Here is a 14,467-nt window from a genome sequence, read left to right on the forward strand (position 1 = left end):
TTGAGCCCGGTGCGTTTGCACGCGATCCGACTACTGACGCCCATGCCGCTCGTGCGTGACGTCCGTCATCGGGCTCAGGTCCGTTAATTGGCGAGCCACGAGGGGTCGGAAAAGAGTTCTTGCAGCTCTTGGACAAGGCGAGCGGTGTGGAAACCGTCAGCGGCCGCATGATGCACCTGAATGGCGACGGGCATCATGGTTCGCCCCCCAGACTCCCTGTACCGACCCAGGGTGAATATCGGCAGAAGATGCTTCCAGCCGTCGCGTATCTGCAGGCTGAACCCCGTGAACGACGTCCACGGAACGCTTGATATATCAAACACATTTGCGGGCATGTCTGGTTGCGGCTGAAACGACGTGGAGGTGCGGTATCTGGCCAAGACGTCGGCCGCGTGTTCATGGAAGGTGAAGAAGTCGGCGTGAAAAGGAGACCAGACGTTGGAGAACGTCTCTCGCTCCGGGTTGAAGACGGTGAATGCAGGGTGAACGATGTCCCAGGTCGCGGGGATCTTCTCATCGGTGAGAGCCATCCGGAACTCGACGTGTCTATTCACTACTGAGGCGATGGCCCATACCTGCGCGATATAGCTCTTCCATGGACGGACACGAAGCGCCGCTACCAACTCTGTGACGTCGAGTTCGACCGTGATGGCATAAGTGCACTCGACGCGGGTGAGGTAGTGCTCGAAGTGCTCCCGCCGAGGCCAATTGTGCATATCGATCGCACGTGTATGTGTCATGCTCTCGAGCCTAAGTCGGGTAGGCAGCTCCACCGGTCCGCTACGTGGTCGGCAGCGTCGGGCCGGCCTTCGTCTGGCTGTTGGGGGCTCTCTCTTTCTCCGCACCCGGCGGCCAACGCCGCGCAAGGGGTGTGTGTGCCGGCCCGCAGCACTCTGGGCAGGTGACGCCAGGGCGCAATAGGGTGGGCGGATGAACTGTGACGGTGTTGTTGGCGGGACGACATGAGCAGGATGCCGTGAATCCGAGGGGCAGCGCGATACTGAGTCTGAGCGTCGGCTTCGTTGCATCCGTTTTTGCGGGAAGTGGCTTTCTGCTGGGACTGGTGCGGGAGGACCTGCATTTCCAGTGCAGTTTCCATCACATGGGCAGCGATGATCCTGGCTCGTTCTATTGCGCAGACGGCATCGGTTACATCGGTGTTGGAGTGGCCACGTATGGCGTGTATGGCGTTATTCTGCTGATCGCTCTCGGTATCGCCATGGCGGACTTGAAGTCGTCGGGAATACAGTCGCGGCTCATGGCAGGCATCTCAATTTTGCCCATCGCCATGTTCAGCTGGTCCACCTGGTACGCGACAAGCACCCGTCCTATCGATCAGGCGCCGGGCGCCAACTACTGGGTCCAGCCCCTTCTGCCCGTGACGGCAGTCTTAGTCACTGCCGTGATCGTCATCCTGGCAGCCGGGCTTATTCCTCGACCACGGTTACGCACCGCCGGATTCCGAGTGGCAATGGCACTGTTCATCGCGGCTGCGCTCATTCAGCCTGGCAGTCTCTCGGCCGTCGCCGTCACCCTCGGGACATTGGCTGCGGCAGTGTGTCTCGAGTGGCGAGTGCCAGACGAGGTCGAAACCCCCACGGTCACGTCCGCCAAGAAATTCCTCTAAGACAAACCGCACCACCCGACAGCAATGGCATAGCCCCTGTGTGGTCTCTCAAGCCACCTGCCCCCATCCCGTGGATTTCGAGACAGTGGAGTGGACGGATAATCAACGCAAACGGCCCATTGCCCCTGTTCTGGGGCGAGGGTGGTCACTGGTTCCCCAGTAGGTTTCAGGTGGACTCCCTGGAGCGGGTCTAGCGGTGTTCCAGGCCCGACCATCTTGGCTATTCGGATTGGGGTTGCCCACATCCGCTGATAGGGGTGAGATCGTGGATCTGTTGACCATAGCGATGCTCGTACTGCTGATCGCAGTTGTCGCGACCCTCATAACTACGCAGCTACGCCGCAACAAACGGCAAGCGGAACAGCCGCATGTTGCCCCACTCCCCCGTCCGGGAAAACGAACACCCTGGCGATCGTCGCCTTCGTGCTGTCCTACTTCCTCAGCGGTGTACGCCATCCCCCGCTACCTCTCGGCCGGCGAATGGTAATTCGGCCAAGGATGTTCCAGCACAGCAACGTCATCCGTCCGCTCCTCATCGTGCCACTCCTCGCTGTTGTGCTCGCCGGGTGCGCCCCGTCGAACGCCCCGGCGACGGTCAAAACCGCGGCGCCGACTGCCAGCTCGACGCCGACGCCGGACACAGGCCTGCCTGCCGACGATGAGTTCCCCTTGACGACGCCGGCACCAACACCGCTCGCAGAACCCGGCACCCTCACCGCCGACGGCGCTTACCGGCTGTGCATGGATGCCTCAGCCCAGAATCAGATCGAGTTCAACACTTCCTCCACCGTCACTGGTGCACCCCGCACCCGCGCCGACTACGAGAACGCCCCCTTGGCCGACTCCACAGTGATCGACCGGGGAGACGGCTACTTTTTCGTCTATTCGGATCTGACCGATCACAGCGCGGCAGCGGACATCTCCGAAGCCGGCGTATCGTACTGCCTCGTCGGCGGAACGCTCAGCGAACCCCTCTGGGAGACTTACGGCTTGGTCGAGCGCAATTACGGCGAGACCCTCGATCCGTACGCACCGTTCTCCAGCATGGAGTGACCTTCATCCGCGCTGACAGGCAAGGGAGTGTCGCCGTCACCAACCGCCACGCGTCGGAGTATGGCCCTGTCGGGCGTCGTCTGGCATGGCCATTTCGGCCCGCAGCCCCAGGAGCCGGATCGGACGGCCCGCTTCGATTCCGGTCGCGAGGTCCAGGGCCCCCGCGAGGATTTCGTTGCCATCGGATGTGCCCTGGATCTTCCTCGCGCGGGTCGTGGTGACGAACGGCGCATAGCGAATCTTGAGGGTCAGCCCGATGACGGGCCGCCCTTCGGGCAGGACATCCTCGAACACCCGCGCCGTCAGCTCACGCACGGCGTCGTCCACCTGGGCAGGGTCGGTCAGGTCGCGTTGGAAGGTGGTCTCCCGGCTATGCCCGCGGGCGACCCACGGGGTGTCATCCACAACACTGGCACCGTCCCCGCGTCCGAGTTCCGCGTACCACGGCCCCATCTTGGGCCCGAACTCCAGGACCAGGTCCTGGGGGTCGGTCGCGGCGAGTTCGGCGACGGTGTTGATACCGAGTTTCGCCAGCCGGCCAGACACTTTGCTTCCCACGCCCCACAGATCCTTGGTGGGCCGGCTGCCCAAGACACCGAGCCAGTTCCCGGCCGTGAGACGGAAGACGCCGGCCGGCTTGGCAAAACCGGTGGCGACCTTGGCGCGGACCAGAGTGTCGCCGATGCCCACACTGCACCGCAGCAGGGTCCGCTCCAGTACAGCGGCCTGCACTTGCCGGGCGTAGATTTCCGGATTCTCGGTCTTTATGCCGACAAAGGCTTCATCCCAACCCAACACCTGCACGGTGGCTCCGGGCTGCGCACGCAGGGCAGCCATCACAGTTTCCGACGCCGCGAGGTACGCCTCCTGATCAACCGGCAGGATCACGGCGTCGGGCACCTTGCGGGCCGCAATACGCAGGGGCATCCCGGAGCCCACTCCAAACGCCCTGGCTTCGTAAGAGGCGGTCGACACCACCGCTCGTTCCGTGGGGTCACCCCGACCGCCGACGATGACCGGCCGGCCCGCAAGTTCCGGTCGTCGGAGCACTTCGACCGCCGCAATGAACTGGTCAAGATCGACGTGCAGTATCCAGGGGATTCCGCTCACGCCGCCAGTCTGCCCCGACCTCGTCGAGAGTGTCACTCTTCACGGACGAACTCGATCGAATCGAAGACGGCGCGCGCCTCTTCCGTCAACTCGTCAGTGACCGATTGGAACTCACCCACCGCAAAGAGAGCGAGCTCACCATTCAGGTCGAGCACCCGCTCGGTCTCGCGTTCGGTCACCATTGAGTACCCGCGTGTGCAGTCGGTGGCCTGTTCCGACCAGAGGCAGACGTGTTCCTTGCCGCAGTCGTTGATGTTGATGCCGCTCTCGACGGAGTAGTCGAACTCAAAGCCTGAATAGTCGCCCATCACGACCTCAACCGGCGGTGTGGTCTCCGTTGAAGCCTGCGCGGTCATCGCAGCGACAAAGGCCTCAGGCGACGGGTCCACGGCGACGAGCGCGTCCTGCCAGGCGCAGGCATCCGTCGGCACATAGCCGGGGCTCAGGAAATTCACGAAGACCTCCCAATCCTTCAGGACACCCCAGCCGAAGGATTCCCAGCCGTCTGGAACGGTGACCTCGAAGGGTGCTGTGAAGCCGTAGACGACGTAGGTGCCGGCGTCGATGGCACCGGTCGCCGGCAGCGGTTTGGTCGTTTCAGTCTCCGCGGTCGGTGCGGGGGTGGGCCTCTCGGCCGCTGCGGTGCAGGCCGCGAAACCGGCGCACGCCAGCAGGGCGACCACGACACCCGCCAGCGGCGAACGCGTCGGATGAGTGGCGCCTGAGCGCCGGGATGATGTCCACATGTCTGATCCTTCCGTTCGGACCGTGCAGCGAGATGGCTGCAAAGTCAGTAAAGGACGCGCCGATATCAGCTGCATACCGGAAGCCCAGCCGGCCGGTATCGGCCCGATATCGGCCGTCTTGACTGATGTCGGAGGCGAGCGCACAGTGGCGTCATGGAGATACGCGTCCTTGGATCGCTGACTCTTGACGACGGTCGGATTCCTCTTGCTCCGCGCGATCGTGCGGTGATGAGTGCGCTCACGGTCCGCCTCGGTGAATCCCTGTCGGTCGAGTCCCTCGCGGCGGCGCTCTGGGGCGACAACTTGCCCGCGTCGTGGTCGCACATCATTCCTGGATGCATCATGCGGTTGCGCCGGCTGATCGCACCGGCACAGATCGAGACCACCGCACTCGGATACCGGCTGTCCGCAGAGCACCTCACGGTCGACGCCGATCAGTTCGAGCGACTCGTTGCGCGGGGCACTCAGCAACTGGAGCTCGGTGAACCCGAGCGTGCCACGCATACGTTTTCGGAGGCGCTCGCGTTGTGGCGAGGTGAGCCCTTCGTCGACCTCATTGACTGGGCGCCGGCAGAAATCGAGTCCGGTCGTCTCGAGGAGATGCGGTTGGGGGTCGAGGAGCTTCTCCTCGACGCACGGCTCCAGGCCGGCGAGGTTCAGGAGGTCGCCGCATTGGCGCGCGCCCGCGTCGCCGAAGCTCCACTGCGGGAGCGACGCTGGGTGGTGCTGAGCGTGGCGCAATATCGCCAGGGGCGGCAGGCGGAGGCCATCGCCACCGTACGCAGGGCGCGAGGGCTTCTCGCTTCCGAGCTGGGGCTGGATCCGTGCACGGAGCTCGCTGAGCTGGAACAAGCTATCCTCCGGCAAGATCCATCCCTACTGTCCGACCGAGTTTTCCGGCCCGGGAGTACCGAGTGTCCGTACTTCGGTCTGCCTCACGCGCGCGTGGAGGACGCCGAGCGGTACTTCGGTCGCGAGCGGGAGCTGTCCGGGGCGCTGCGAGCGCTCGACGAACACGGCGTGCTGCTCGTCACCGGCTCATCGGGTGTCGGCAAATCCTCGTTCGTCAGGGCGGGGATCGGCGCGGAGATGATCGCCCGCGGCAGAGAAGTCGCCATCGTGACGCCCGGCGAGCATCCGATCGATGCACTGCGCGATGTTGGTCTCACGCCCGGAAACTCACTGCTCATCGTTGATCAATGCGAGCACGCGTTCGCCGCGGACGACCCCGCCGAGATTCGGGAGTTCTTCGGCGCCCTGCAGCGCATGGTCTACCGTGGCCTGCTCGTCATCGCGATCCGCGCAGACCGTCTCGGCGACTTGGCCGATCACGACGGCTTTGCCGGGATCATTCAGTCGCACATGCTCATGCTCACCGCGCTCGGCCCCGACGGGCTCCGGGCCGTGATCGAAAAGCCCGCGGAGCAGGCCGGGCTCATCCTGGAGCCGGGCCTCGTCGAGATCCTCGTCCGCGACGCCGATGGGCGAAACCTTCCGCTGCTGTCCCACGCCCTGCGCCAGGTGTGGGCACGGCGTGAGGGCCGCGTCCTGACCGTCGACGCCTATCGGGCTTCCGGTGAGATTAAGGGCGCCGTCGCGAAGACGGCTGAAGAGGTCATCGCCGCGCTCCCGGCTGAGGACAGGCATTTGCTGCGCGACATCCTCCTCCGACTCGTCGAAGCATCCGCGGACGGTGCGGTCGTAGCTCGTCGGATTGAACGCTCACGGATTTCGATCGACGACGCCCACGCGAGGATCGTCGATCGGTTGGTCGATGCGCGCCTGCTCACCACCGACGAGGAATCGGTGCAGTTGTCGCACGAAGCACTCGCACGGGAATGGCCCCGGTTGAAGGACTGGCTCGCGGACGATGTCGAGGGCCAGCGGATCATGCGACACCTTGGAGCCGCGGCCGCCGCCTGGGATGCGATGGGACGACCCGAAAGCGAGCTCTATCGCGGCGGGCGGCTGACGGCGACCCAGCACTGGAGGGACGCGGCCGATCCCGCACTCACGCCGGTCGAGCGAGACTTCCTCAACGCGGCGGCTGAGCAGGAGTCCGCCGGGCTCGAGGCCGCCCAAAGGCAACTGCGGACAGAGCGCCGGATGGTGCGACGTCTGAAATGGGTGTCGGCCGGCGCTGCGGGTCTCGCGATCCTCGCTGTCACGGCGGGCCTCATCGCGGGCTTCCAGACGAACCTCGCGGGCGAGCGTGCGACGGTTGGGGAGGCACGCCGCGTCGCCGCGTCGGCGCTCGAGGAGCCGCACTTCGATCGCGCGCTGCTGCTCGCGGTCGAGGCCATCCAACTCTGGGACAGTTCCGAAACACGTGTCAATCTTGTGCGGGTCTTCGCGCGCGCGCCCCGCTTGACGAGCATCATTCGTATCCAGGAAGACGGTGTGGCTGCGAAGAGCATGTCGGTCGCGGAGAACGGGACTCGAGCAGCGGTGATCGATAGCGATGACGATGTGCGCCTCTTCGATCTTGACAGCCGCTCGCAGCTCGGCGAGTACGGCCCCTTCGGCGGGAACGTGGTGTCATCGGCCGTCGACCCCGCTTCGGGCACCGTCGCGTACAGCGCGACATCGGACCTGTGTAGCGTCCTCCCCTGCCCTAGTGGGCGAACGGGAACGGTGGATCTCGCGGACGGAGGACGCTCGTCCGTGACGACCTACGCAGGCCTGGCTGGGACAGCGGCGGATGTCGAGTACTCCGCCGACGGATCCCTGTTCGCGGCGCTCGCGGCGACACGCCCGTTCGAGCCGTCTGGGAGTGTCGCCCTGTGGCGAGGCGGAGCAGAGAACCCGTCCGGCCCGACAATCCTGAGTTTGGACGTGAGCGGGTCAGAGCTCGCCGCCCCAATCGGGTGGGTCGGCCAGTTCGGCGCGGTGAAATTCTCGCCGGACGGTTCGCGGCTGTACGCCAGCCGATTCGGACCGACCGTGGTGTACGAGACGGCATCGGGTGCCGTGCTGGATCGGATCGCCGGAGCCGGGATTCTGGCCGTCAGCCCGGACGGCCGTCGGATCGCGGTCCGGGATGGCTTACTCGCGGCGCGCATCGTCGACTCGACCGGGGGCGTAGCGCCCGTCACCGTCCCGCTGACTGACTTTCCATCGGTGGCCGATTTCAGCCCTGACGGCAGTCACCTCGCTGTCGCCGCCGGCACCGGCGTCGTGGTGTTCAAGACCGAGACCGGAGACGTTGCGGAGTCGCTTCGTAATCACGAAGGCGCGGTCACCGCGGTCGAGTACCGGCCGACCGGTGAGCTGGTGGCCGCCGGGGAGGACGGCGCGATCATCACGTGGGACCTCGGCGACTGGTCGGCGGGTTTTCGCACCGACCAGTTCGTCGTGCGGAGGTCGGCCGGTGCGGAGAGCAGCGAACGCACCCTGGCTCTTGAACGATCCGATGGGAGTACGCAGGTGGTCATCGCCGACCCGGCGGCCTGGGAGGAACGCGCGTGCCAGGTCGCGGGACGGGTACTGACCGAACAGGAGTGGGGGGAGCTCCTGGGCGCTCGGCCCTACACGCCGGCATGCCGCGATTGATCCCTCACGGACTGGGTCGGACACACACCGAACAGCTGCAAGCCATGCGGGACGGCCAGCTGAGCTGGAGCGTCAGGGTATTGCCGTCATCTACGACTAACCGCGCCAGAATGCAATGGGTTGGCTAGCCGATCTCTGCCGCGTACTCTGGCAAAAAACAGGAGGAATAGCAGTGATGGCGAATGATCCGTTCCTGATGGCATCGGATGCCCTGTCCGATAGCGGAGCCCGGATCTCCGAGCTTGCCCGTCCATTCCTGCGGTTTCTGCCCATTTCTGGCGCCTCGATCTCGACCTTCGGATCGTTTCTTGGCGCCGAAACGATTTCAGCCACGGATGCCCGCGCCGGGCGTGTGGATGAACTGCAATTCGACCTCGGTGAAGGTCCGTGCTGGGACGCATTGGTCAACCGGGAACCTGTTCTCGAACCCGACCTTGCCTCCACGACCAGCGTCTCCTGGCCGACCTTCCTGGACGCCATTCGTGAGGAGGAGATCGGGGCGATCTTCGCCTTTCCGCTTCTCTTCGGCCCGCTGGAGATCGGCGCCGTTGACCTGTACTCCATAGCCCCGGTCTCCCTCACCCCCGAGCAACAGGGGCAGACGCTCGCCCTCTCAGCCCTGGTCAGCCGGATTATCCTGCGCCACGCCATCAGCACCGACAGCATCCCCGACGATACGACGACATTCTCACGGCGACTCATCCATCAGGCGACGGGCATGGTCCTAGCCCAACTCGGAACGACCGCCGAGGACGCACACCTGATCATCCAGGCGCGGGCCTTCGCCGAGAATCGTCCGATGCGCCAGATCGCCCAGGACGTCATCGAACGGCGGATCCGCTTCACCGCGCTGACCAACACGGGCCGATCTCATGAATGAAACGACCCGCCTCGAATTGCTCTTTGATGCCTTCGCCACCTTCGCGGACACCCTCGTTGTCGGATATGACGTCCTCGAGCTCTTGCAAACCCTGGTGGAGACCTGCCGCGATCTCCTCGACGTCGATTCCGCCGGAATTCTCCTGGCCAATGCCGCAGACAAGCTCGAGGTCGTCGCCTCCACCAGCGAGGCGAACACCCTCGTGGAAGTGATGCAAATCGACGCTGACGCGGGGCCCTGCCTGGAGTGCTTCCGCACCCGTACCGTGGTGTCGTTGCCGGACATCGACGTCGGTTCCTCCCGCTGGGCAGCGTTCTGCGACACCGCCCGCTCCCAGGGCATCCACTCGGTCTACGCCATCCCCCTGCGACTCCGGGAGACGACAATCGGCACATTGAATCTCATGCGGAACGAGCGCGGGGAGCTCAATCAGTACGATATCCGGGCCGCACAGGCCCTCGCCGACGTGGCGACCATCGGCATCCTGCAGGAGCGCACCATCCGTGATGCCTCAACGCTTCGCGATCAGCTGCAGAAAGCTCTCTCGAGCCGGATCATCATCGAGCAGGCCAAGGGCGTCGTCGCGGAAACCGCAAATGTGTCGATTGAGATGGCTTTCGACCTCATTCGCCGACACGCCCGTTCGCACCAGACGTCCCTGAGCCTGGTCGCGCAAAGTCTCGTCGCCCGGGAGCTCAGCCTCTGATCCAACTGCGCGAGACTGGGCACATGTCTGATCTCACTCTGCGCGGCGGCCTCGGCAGCCATGTTGAGGCCGAAATCGACGTCAAACGATCCAGATTCCTCTGCAGTCTCGTCAGGATCGACACCGAGGATGCCGCGCGTGCGGCGATCGACGAGGCACGCAAGAAGCATTGGGGCGCTCGCCACCACTGCTCGGCATTCGTGATCGGGCCGCGGGGCACCCCCGATCAGGTGCGCCGCTCGAATGACGACGGGGAACCATCCGGAACCGCGGGGCGCCCCATGCTGGAGGCGCTGTCGGGACGCGGATTGGTCGACTGCCTGGCTGTCGTCACTCGGTACTTCGGTGGCACGCTCCTCGGTGCCGGCGGTCTGGTGCGCGCCTACTCGGACGCCGTGACCACCACCATCGATCGGGCCCAGTCCCTCGGGGCGCTCGTGGAACGCGAACGCCGTGAGTTGTTCACGCTCACCCTCCCCCATACGGATGCGGGCCGCATCGAGGCCGAGTTGCGCCAGCGCGGTGTGCTCATCCTGGGCACGGACTATGGGCAGGACGCCGTGCTGCACATCGCCGATGATGACGCCGAGCGGCTCGCCGCGATCGTCGCCCACGTAACGGCCGGAGGCGAACACCTGGAAAGCCTCGGCCACGAATGGGTCGACGTCGAACCCGCCTGACACCCCGCCGGGGCAACAGAGGCCTACAGTGGGCTGCATCGCGCCGAAGGGAGATCATATGTCCGGTCGGATTCACATCGACCACTTCACCACCCTCGACGGGGTCGCCCAGGCTCCCGGCGGTCCCGACGAAGACACGGATAGCGAATTCGCGTTCGGCGGGTGGCAGGCGCCCCTGCTCGACGACACCGTCGGCGCCCAGGTCAACGCCGGGATCCAGGCCATGGACGCGCTGCTACTTGGGCGGCGTACCTACGACATCTTCGCGGCGTACTGGCCTCATCAACTCGACGGGCCCGCCGCCGGAATCGCCCGCACGTTCGACTCGATCCCCAAGTACGTGGCGTCGCGGGGCTCGCCGGAACTCGGCTGGCGCGACTCGCACCTGCTCGGCCGCGATCTCGCCCGGGAGCTGACCGCGCTGCGCAAGCGGCACCGGGAAATCCACGTGATCGGAAGCATCGATTTCGCCCGCACCCTGGTCGCCGATGGCCTGTTCGACCAGCTGAACCTGTGGGTATATCCGATCGTGGTCGGGGCTGGCAAGAGACTGTTCCCCGACGACGGACCCCCGATGGCCCTGGAGCTGCTCGGCGCCGAGCCGGCCTCGGAGAAGGGAGCGGTTCTCCTCCGGTACGGTCCGACGGGTTCGGTGCCGGCGACGGGCGACATGAGCCGAGAGGATCTCGACACCTGATGCCAGCGGCAAGGGTGCGACCAGCGCGCGTCATCCGGGCCCTTGACCACACGATGTTCGATCGTGTGGGCCGGCCCACGTCGGCCCGGTTCGATCGATCCATGGTCGGCCTGTCCTCGCTTGCCGATCACGGAAAGCTCTGGGCGGCAGCCGGCGCCGTCCTGGTGGCAACCGGCAACCGGTCCGCCGCCGCGCGCGGCATCACAGCGCTCAGTATCGCGAGCCTCACCGCCAACCTCTTCGGCAAGCAGTTTTTCGGCGGATCACGCCCCCTGCTCAGTCGTGTTCCCCGTCGTCGTCGGCTTCCGCGGCCACCTACCTCGGCGACGTTCCCCTCCGGCCACAGCGCCAGCGCCTTCGCCTTCGCGGTGGGGGCGTCGCTTGATGACCCCAGGCTCGCCATGGTGTTCGTGCCGATGGCCGTGGCCGTGGCGTATTCCCGTCTACACACCGGCTCACACTGGTTTTCCGACGTGGTCGGTGGAGCCCTGCTGGGGACGGCCATCGCGGCGGCCGACGCCGCCCTCCACCGCCGTCGGGCAGCGTTGTGACCGGCGAGGGGCTCCGACCTGCGCCCACCGGCGCCGGCCTGTTCCTCGTGATCAATCCGCACTCCGGCCAAACCAAGCGACGGCCGGACCCGAAACCAATCCTGGACAGCGAAATGCCCGACGCCGTTGTGCATGTCCTCGGCAAGGGCGAGCGCATCTCCGACGTGATGCGTGCTGCCGTGGGCTCGACCACCCCGCCCACCATCCTGGGCGTGTACGGCGGCGATGGTTCCGTCGCCGCAGCGGCAGAGGTCGCGTCCGAGACCCACCTGCCCCTGCTCGTGTTGCCGGGTGGCACTCTCAACCACTTCGCGCTCACGGTCGGGATTCCCGATCTGGCGACGGGCATCGCTGCCGCGCAAGCAGGAACCGGATCCGCGGTTGACCTCGCAGAAATCGACTTCGGCGATCGCGGCAGGGTCCTCGCGCTCAACACCCTCAGCGTGGGCGTGTACCCCCGGTTCGTCCAGTTCCGCACCAGGATGGAGCCCACCATCGGCCGGCCGTTGGCGACACTCGCCGCCGCGCTACGTGCCGCATTCACTGCCGCGCCCCTCGACGGCAGTCTTGACGGCCAGGAACTTCGCGTCTGGTCGATGTTCATCGGAGTCGGGCGCTACGCCCCGCCCCGAGGCGCCCCACTGAAACGGCAGGGATTCGACGACGGGGTCCTGGATGTCCGGATCCTGCGCTCCACAGCCCGATCCCGCGGACGTGGGTTCCTCTCCCTACTGTCCAGCCGGACCCGCAGTCGCACCGACCACGGTCCGGAGCCGATGTTCCACGCTCCACGGCACAGCCTCGTGTTCACGCGAACGGCAATCACCCTGCGGTCCAACACCGACAGCGCCCAGTTCTACGCGCATGACGGGGAAGTTCAGAAGGCGCCACCGTTCATCCCCGGCGGTACGCGCGCGGTGACCGTGCGCGTACTACCGGCGGCAATCGAGATCTACCGCCCGTGAGAACGCTGAGTATCCGCGCCACTAGGACCTTTGTCGCTGGGACCGGCGACCGGTCGGCAGCACGCTGGAGACATGATCCGTTCACGATTCGCAGCGAGCCTTGGCACGCTAGTCCTCCTTGTCTCCGTCGCGGCCTGCTCCAGCGGCGGCGAGAGCACCCCCACACCGACCGCTCCGGACAGCCCGGTCGGGCTGGGCGTGGATGCCGAGTCGATGCTCGCCGAGTTCGACATCGCGGCGCCCGCCAACGTGGAGGACCTCATTGAGCAGCTCCAGTCGCAGCCACTGGCCGAGCGCCCGGCCGGCCTGATGGCCTCCGTGCGGGTCAACGAGCTACTGCTCTCCAGCGGGGACGACGAGGTGGGCGTCCCCCTCCCGACCGACGACTTCCACCTCTCCGTCGCGCCCTATCTGAACGACACTCACGACTGCTACTTCCACTCGCTGACGACCTGCGTCGGGGAACTCGCCGACGAGGAGCTGCAGGTGACGATCACCGACGACGCCAACAACGAGGTGTTCCTCGACGAGACCGTCACCACGTTTGAGAACGGATTCTTCGATGTGTGGCTCCCGGCCGGGCGCGAGCTCACGATGCGCATCGACGACGGTGAGAACACCGCGGAGGTGCCGGTCGGCACCGGCACGGACGATCCCACCTGTGTCACCACCGTGCAACTGAGTTGACCGTCCGTGCGCGCTCCGAGTTGCTCTCGCCGCACCACGCGCACCAGACTGGAAGCACCGGATCGCTATTGAGTTTTCCGCCTGTGGCTAAGGAGCTCACCATGACCGAACCGAACGACGCACGCGTAGGCCTGTACATCGACTTCGACAACATCGTCATCTCGCGCTATCAGCAGCTGCACGGCCGCAACGCCTTCCAGCGCGACGGCATCCGCAACTTCGACAAGACGAGCCGGGATGCCGACCCCGAGGTCGCCGGCCGGCTGGCCGCCGCGACGGTGGACTTCAACGCCATCATCGACTTCGCCGCATCCTTCGGCACGCTGGTCGTCAACCGCGCATACGCCGACTGGTCGGTGCCCGTGAACGCTAGCTACCAGCGCCAGCTGATGTCCCGCGCGGTGGACCTCACCCAGCTGTTCACCACCACCACCCGGGGAACGAAGAACGGCGCCGACATCCGTCTGGCCGTCGACGTGGTCGAAGACCTCTTTCGGCTGCCCGATCTCACCCATGTCATCATCATCGCCGGTGACTCCGACTACATCGCCCTCGCCCAGAAGTCGAAGCGGCTGGGCCGCTTCGTCGTCGGCATCGGTGTCGCCGGGTCCACCAGCACCTCTCTCGCGGCCGCGTGCGACGAGTTCGAGGACTACGACTCGCTGCCCGGAATCGTGAAGGTCACCGCGAACGCCGACGCCGACACCGCCCGTGCTGACAAGCCCAAGGGTGGCCGCCGAGCTGCCGAACCCGTTGAGGTGGAGCCCGCACCGCCGGCCAGCACGGCCCGCAAGCTCACGACAATCCCGATGTTCTCGCACACCGACGATTCCCCCTACGACGAGCCGGAAGCGGCCGAAGACATCGACCCGCAGTCGCTCGCGACGGAGCTTCTCGTTCGTGCGCTACAGATCGGTCACGCCAAGGGCGATGACGACGAGTGGCTGAACACTGGCACGGTCAAGAACCAGATGCGTCGGATGGACCCGTCTTTCAACGAGAAGCCGCTCGGCTTCCGCTCCTTCACCGACTTCCTCTCCTCACGCAGCGCCCTGGCCGAGCTGGCCGAGGACGGCTCGCAGCGCCTCATCCGGCTGCGCCCGGAGGCGAACGCCGGACACTGAGCCGTCGGCGTTTCGGGCCCGCGGCGGGCCCATACCCCCACCTTGCGGGACTAACGACCCAGCGCGGGCCGCGCTGAGCGTGTAAATTC

At 65.8% G+C, this 14,467-nt stretch carries 14 protein-coding genes; 11 read left to right on the forward strand and 3 right to left on the reverse strand.

The annotated features are described in order from the left end of the window. Window positions 1–83: 83 nt before the first annotated feature. Window positions 84–740 carry a CatA-like O-acetyltransferase gene (locus E3T22_RS06980; protein WP_088457889.1) on the reverse strand — a complete coding sequence of 219 codons (657 nt, stop codon included), beginning with the start codon at window positions 738–740 and terminating at the stop codon, window positions 84–86. A gap of 197 nt (window positions 741–937) precedes the next feature. On the opposite strand from E3T22_RS06980, the gene E3T22_RS06985 reads away from it, so the two are divergent. Beyond that, window positions 938–1,627, forward strand: coding sequence for a hypothetical protein (locus E3T22_RS06985; RefSeq protein WP_134480484.1), 690 nt, complete (start codon window positions 938–940; stop codon window positions 1,625–1,627). A gap of 498 nt (window positions 1,628–2,125) precedes the next feature. Continuing rightward, complete coding sequence (locus E3T22_RS06990) at window positions 2,126–2,680, forward strand: hypothetical protein (protein ID WP_134480483.1); 555 nt, start codon at window positions 2,126–2,128, stop codon at window positions 2,678–2,680. A gap of 36 nt (window positions 2,681–2,716) precedes the next feature. Here the strand turns inward: E3T22_RS06990 and E3T22_RS06995 are convergent, their stop codons facing one another. Further along, window positions 2,717–3,772: a DNA polymerase IV gene (locus tag E3T22_RS06995; RefSeq protein ID WP_134480498.1), complete on the reverse strand. Its 1,056-nt coding sequence runs from the start codon at window positions 3,770–3,772 to the stop codon at window positions 2,717–2,719. Between the two features lie 50 nt (window positions 3,773–3,822). Beyond that, complete coding sequence (locus tag E3T22_RS07000; protein ID WP_241980037.1) at window positions 3,823–4,611, reverse strand: hypothetical protein; 789 nt, start codon at window positions 4,609–4,611, stop codon at window positions 3,823–3,825. A gap of 78 nt (window positions 4,612–4,689) precedes the next feature. Between E3T22_RS07000 and E3T22_RS07005 the strand changes: the two genes are divergently transcribed. The 9 genes from E3T22_RS07005 to E3T22_RS07045 all read left to right on the forward strand — a co-directional run bounded on the left by E3T22_RS07005 (window position 4,690) and on the right by E3T22_RS07045 (window position 14,378). After that, a complete protein-coding gene (locus E3T22_RS07005; protein WP_134480482.1) occupies window positions 4,690–8,088 on the forward strand; it encodes a BTAD domain-containing putative transcriptional regulator in 3,399 nt (1,132 codons plus the stop codon). 115 nt (window positions 8,089–8,203) lie between these two features. Continuing rightward, entirely contained in the window at window positions 8,204–8,968 is a 765-nt protein-coding gene (locus tag E3T22_RS07010; protein WP_134408280.1) for a GAF and ANTAR domain-containing protein, read from the forward strand. Beyond that, a complete protein-coding gene (locus E3T22_RS07015) occupies window positions 8,961–9,674 on the forward strand; it encodes a GAF and ANTAR domain-containing protein (RefSeq protein WP_088455409.1) in 714 nt (237 codons plus the stop codon). The genes E3T22_RS07010 and E3T22_RS07015 overlap by 8 nt, the downstream gene beginning before the upstream one ends. Window positions 9,675–9,697: 23 nt before the next feature. Further along, complete coding sequence (locus E3T22_RS07020; RefSeq protein ID WP_134480481.1) at window positions 9,698–10,354, forward strand: YigZ family protein; 657 nt, start codon at window positions 9,698–9,700, stop codon at window positions 10,352–10,354. 58 nt (window positions 10,355–10,412) lie between these two features. Continuing rightward, window positions 10,413–11,051 (forward strand): dihydrofolate reductase family protein, encoded by a 639-nt coding sequence (locus E3T22_RS07025; RefSeq protein WP_134480480.1) that lies wholly within the window; start codon window positions 10,413–10,415, stop codon window positions 11,049–11,051. 101 nt (window positions 11,052–11,152) lie between these two features. Then, on the forward strand, window positions 11,153–11,602 hold the full coding sequence (locus E3T22_RS07030) for a phosphatase PAP2 family protein (protein ID WP_166789278.1): 450 nt from the start codon (window positions 11,153–11,155) through the stop codon (window positions 11,600–11,602). After that, on the forward strand, window positions 11,599–12,567 hold the full coding sequence (locus E3T22_RS07035) for a diacylglycerol kinase family protein (RefSeq protein WP_166789279.1): 969 nt from the start codon (window positions 11,599–11,601) through the stop codon (window positions 12,565–12,567). The genes E3T22_RS07030 and E3T22_RS07035 overlap by 4 nt, the downstream gene beginning before the upstream one ends. A gap of 72 nt (window positions 12,568–12,639) precedes the next feature. Then, window positions 12,640–13,254 carry a CueP family metal-binding protein gene (locus E3T22_RS07040; protein WP_134480477.1) on the forward strand — a complete coding sequence of 205 codons (615 nt, stop codon included), beginning with the start codon at window positions 12,640–12,642 and terminating at the stop codon, window positions 13,252–13,254. Between the two features lie 101 nt (window positions 13,255–13,355). Next, on the forward strand, window positions 13,356–14,378 hold the full coding sequence (locus E3T22_RS07045; RefSeq protein WP_134480476.1) for an NYN domain-containing protein: 1,023 nt from the start codon (window positions 13,356–13,358) through the stop codon (window positions 14,376–14,378). Window positions 14,379–14,467: the final 89 nt, after the last annotated feature.

Origin of the sequence: Cryobacterium sp. TMB3-10 (genome assembly GCF_004402305.1) — a bacterium.
Taxonomy (GTDB): Bacteria; Actinomycetota; Actinomycetes; order Actinomycetales; family Microbacteriaceae; genus Cryobacterium; species Cryobacterium zongtaii.

Coding starts and splice junctions, on each gene's coding strand:
- E3T22_RS06980 (WP_088457889.1), bottom strand. CDS start 740: ATGACACATACACGTGCGATCGATATGCACAATTGGCCTCGGCGGGAG.
- E3T22_RS06990 (WP_134480483.1), top strand. CDS start 2,126: ATGTTCCAGCACAGCAACGTCATCCGTCCGCTCCTCATCGTGCCACTC.
- E3T22_RS07000 (WP_241980037.1), bottom strand. CDS start 4,611: ATGCAGCTGATATCGGCGCGTCCTTTACTGACTTTGCAGCCATCTCGC.
- E3T22_RS07005 (WP_134480482.1), top strand. CDS start 4,690: ATGGAGATACGCGTCCTTGGATCGCTGACTCTTGACGACGGTCGGATT.
- E3T22_RS07010 (WP_134408280.1), top strand. CDS start 8,204: ATGGGTTGGCTAGCCGATCTCTGCCGCGTACTCTGGCAAAAAACAGGA.
- E3T22_RS07015 (WP_088455409.1), top strand. CDS start 8,961: ATGAATGAAACGACCCGCCTCGAATTGCTCTTTGATGCCTTCGCCACC.
- E3T22_RS07020 (WP_134480481.1), top strand. CDS start 9,698: ATGTCTGATCTCACTCTGCGCGGCGGCCTCGGCAGCCATGTTGAGGCC.
- E3T22_RS07025 (WP_134480480.1), top strand. CDS start 10,413: ATGTCCGGTCGGATTCACATCGACCACTTCACCACCCTCGACGGGGTC.
- E3T22_RS07030 (WP_166789278.1), top strand. CDS start 11,153: ATGGTCGGCCTGTCCTCGCTTGCCGATCACGGAAAGCTCTGGGCGGCA.
- E3T22_RS07040 (WP_134480477.1), top strand. CDS start 12,640: ATGATCCGTTCACGATTCGCAGCGAGCCTTGGCACGCTAGTCCTCCTT.
- E3T22_RS07045 (WP_134480476.1), top strand. CDS start 13,356: ATGACCGAACCGAACGACGCACGCGTAGGCCTGTACATCGACTTCGAC.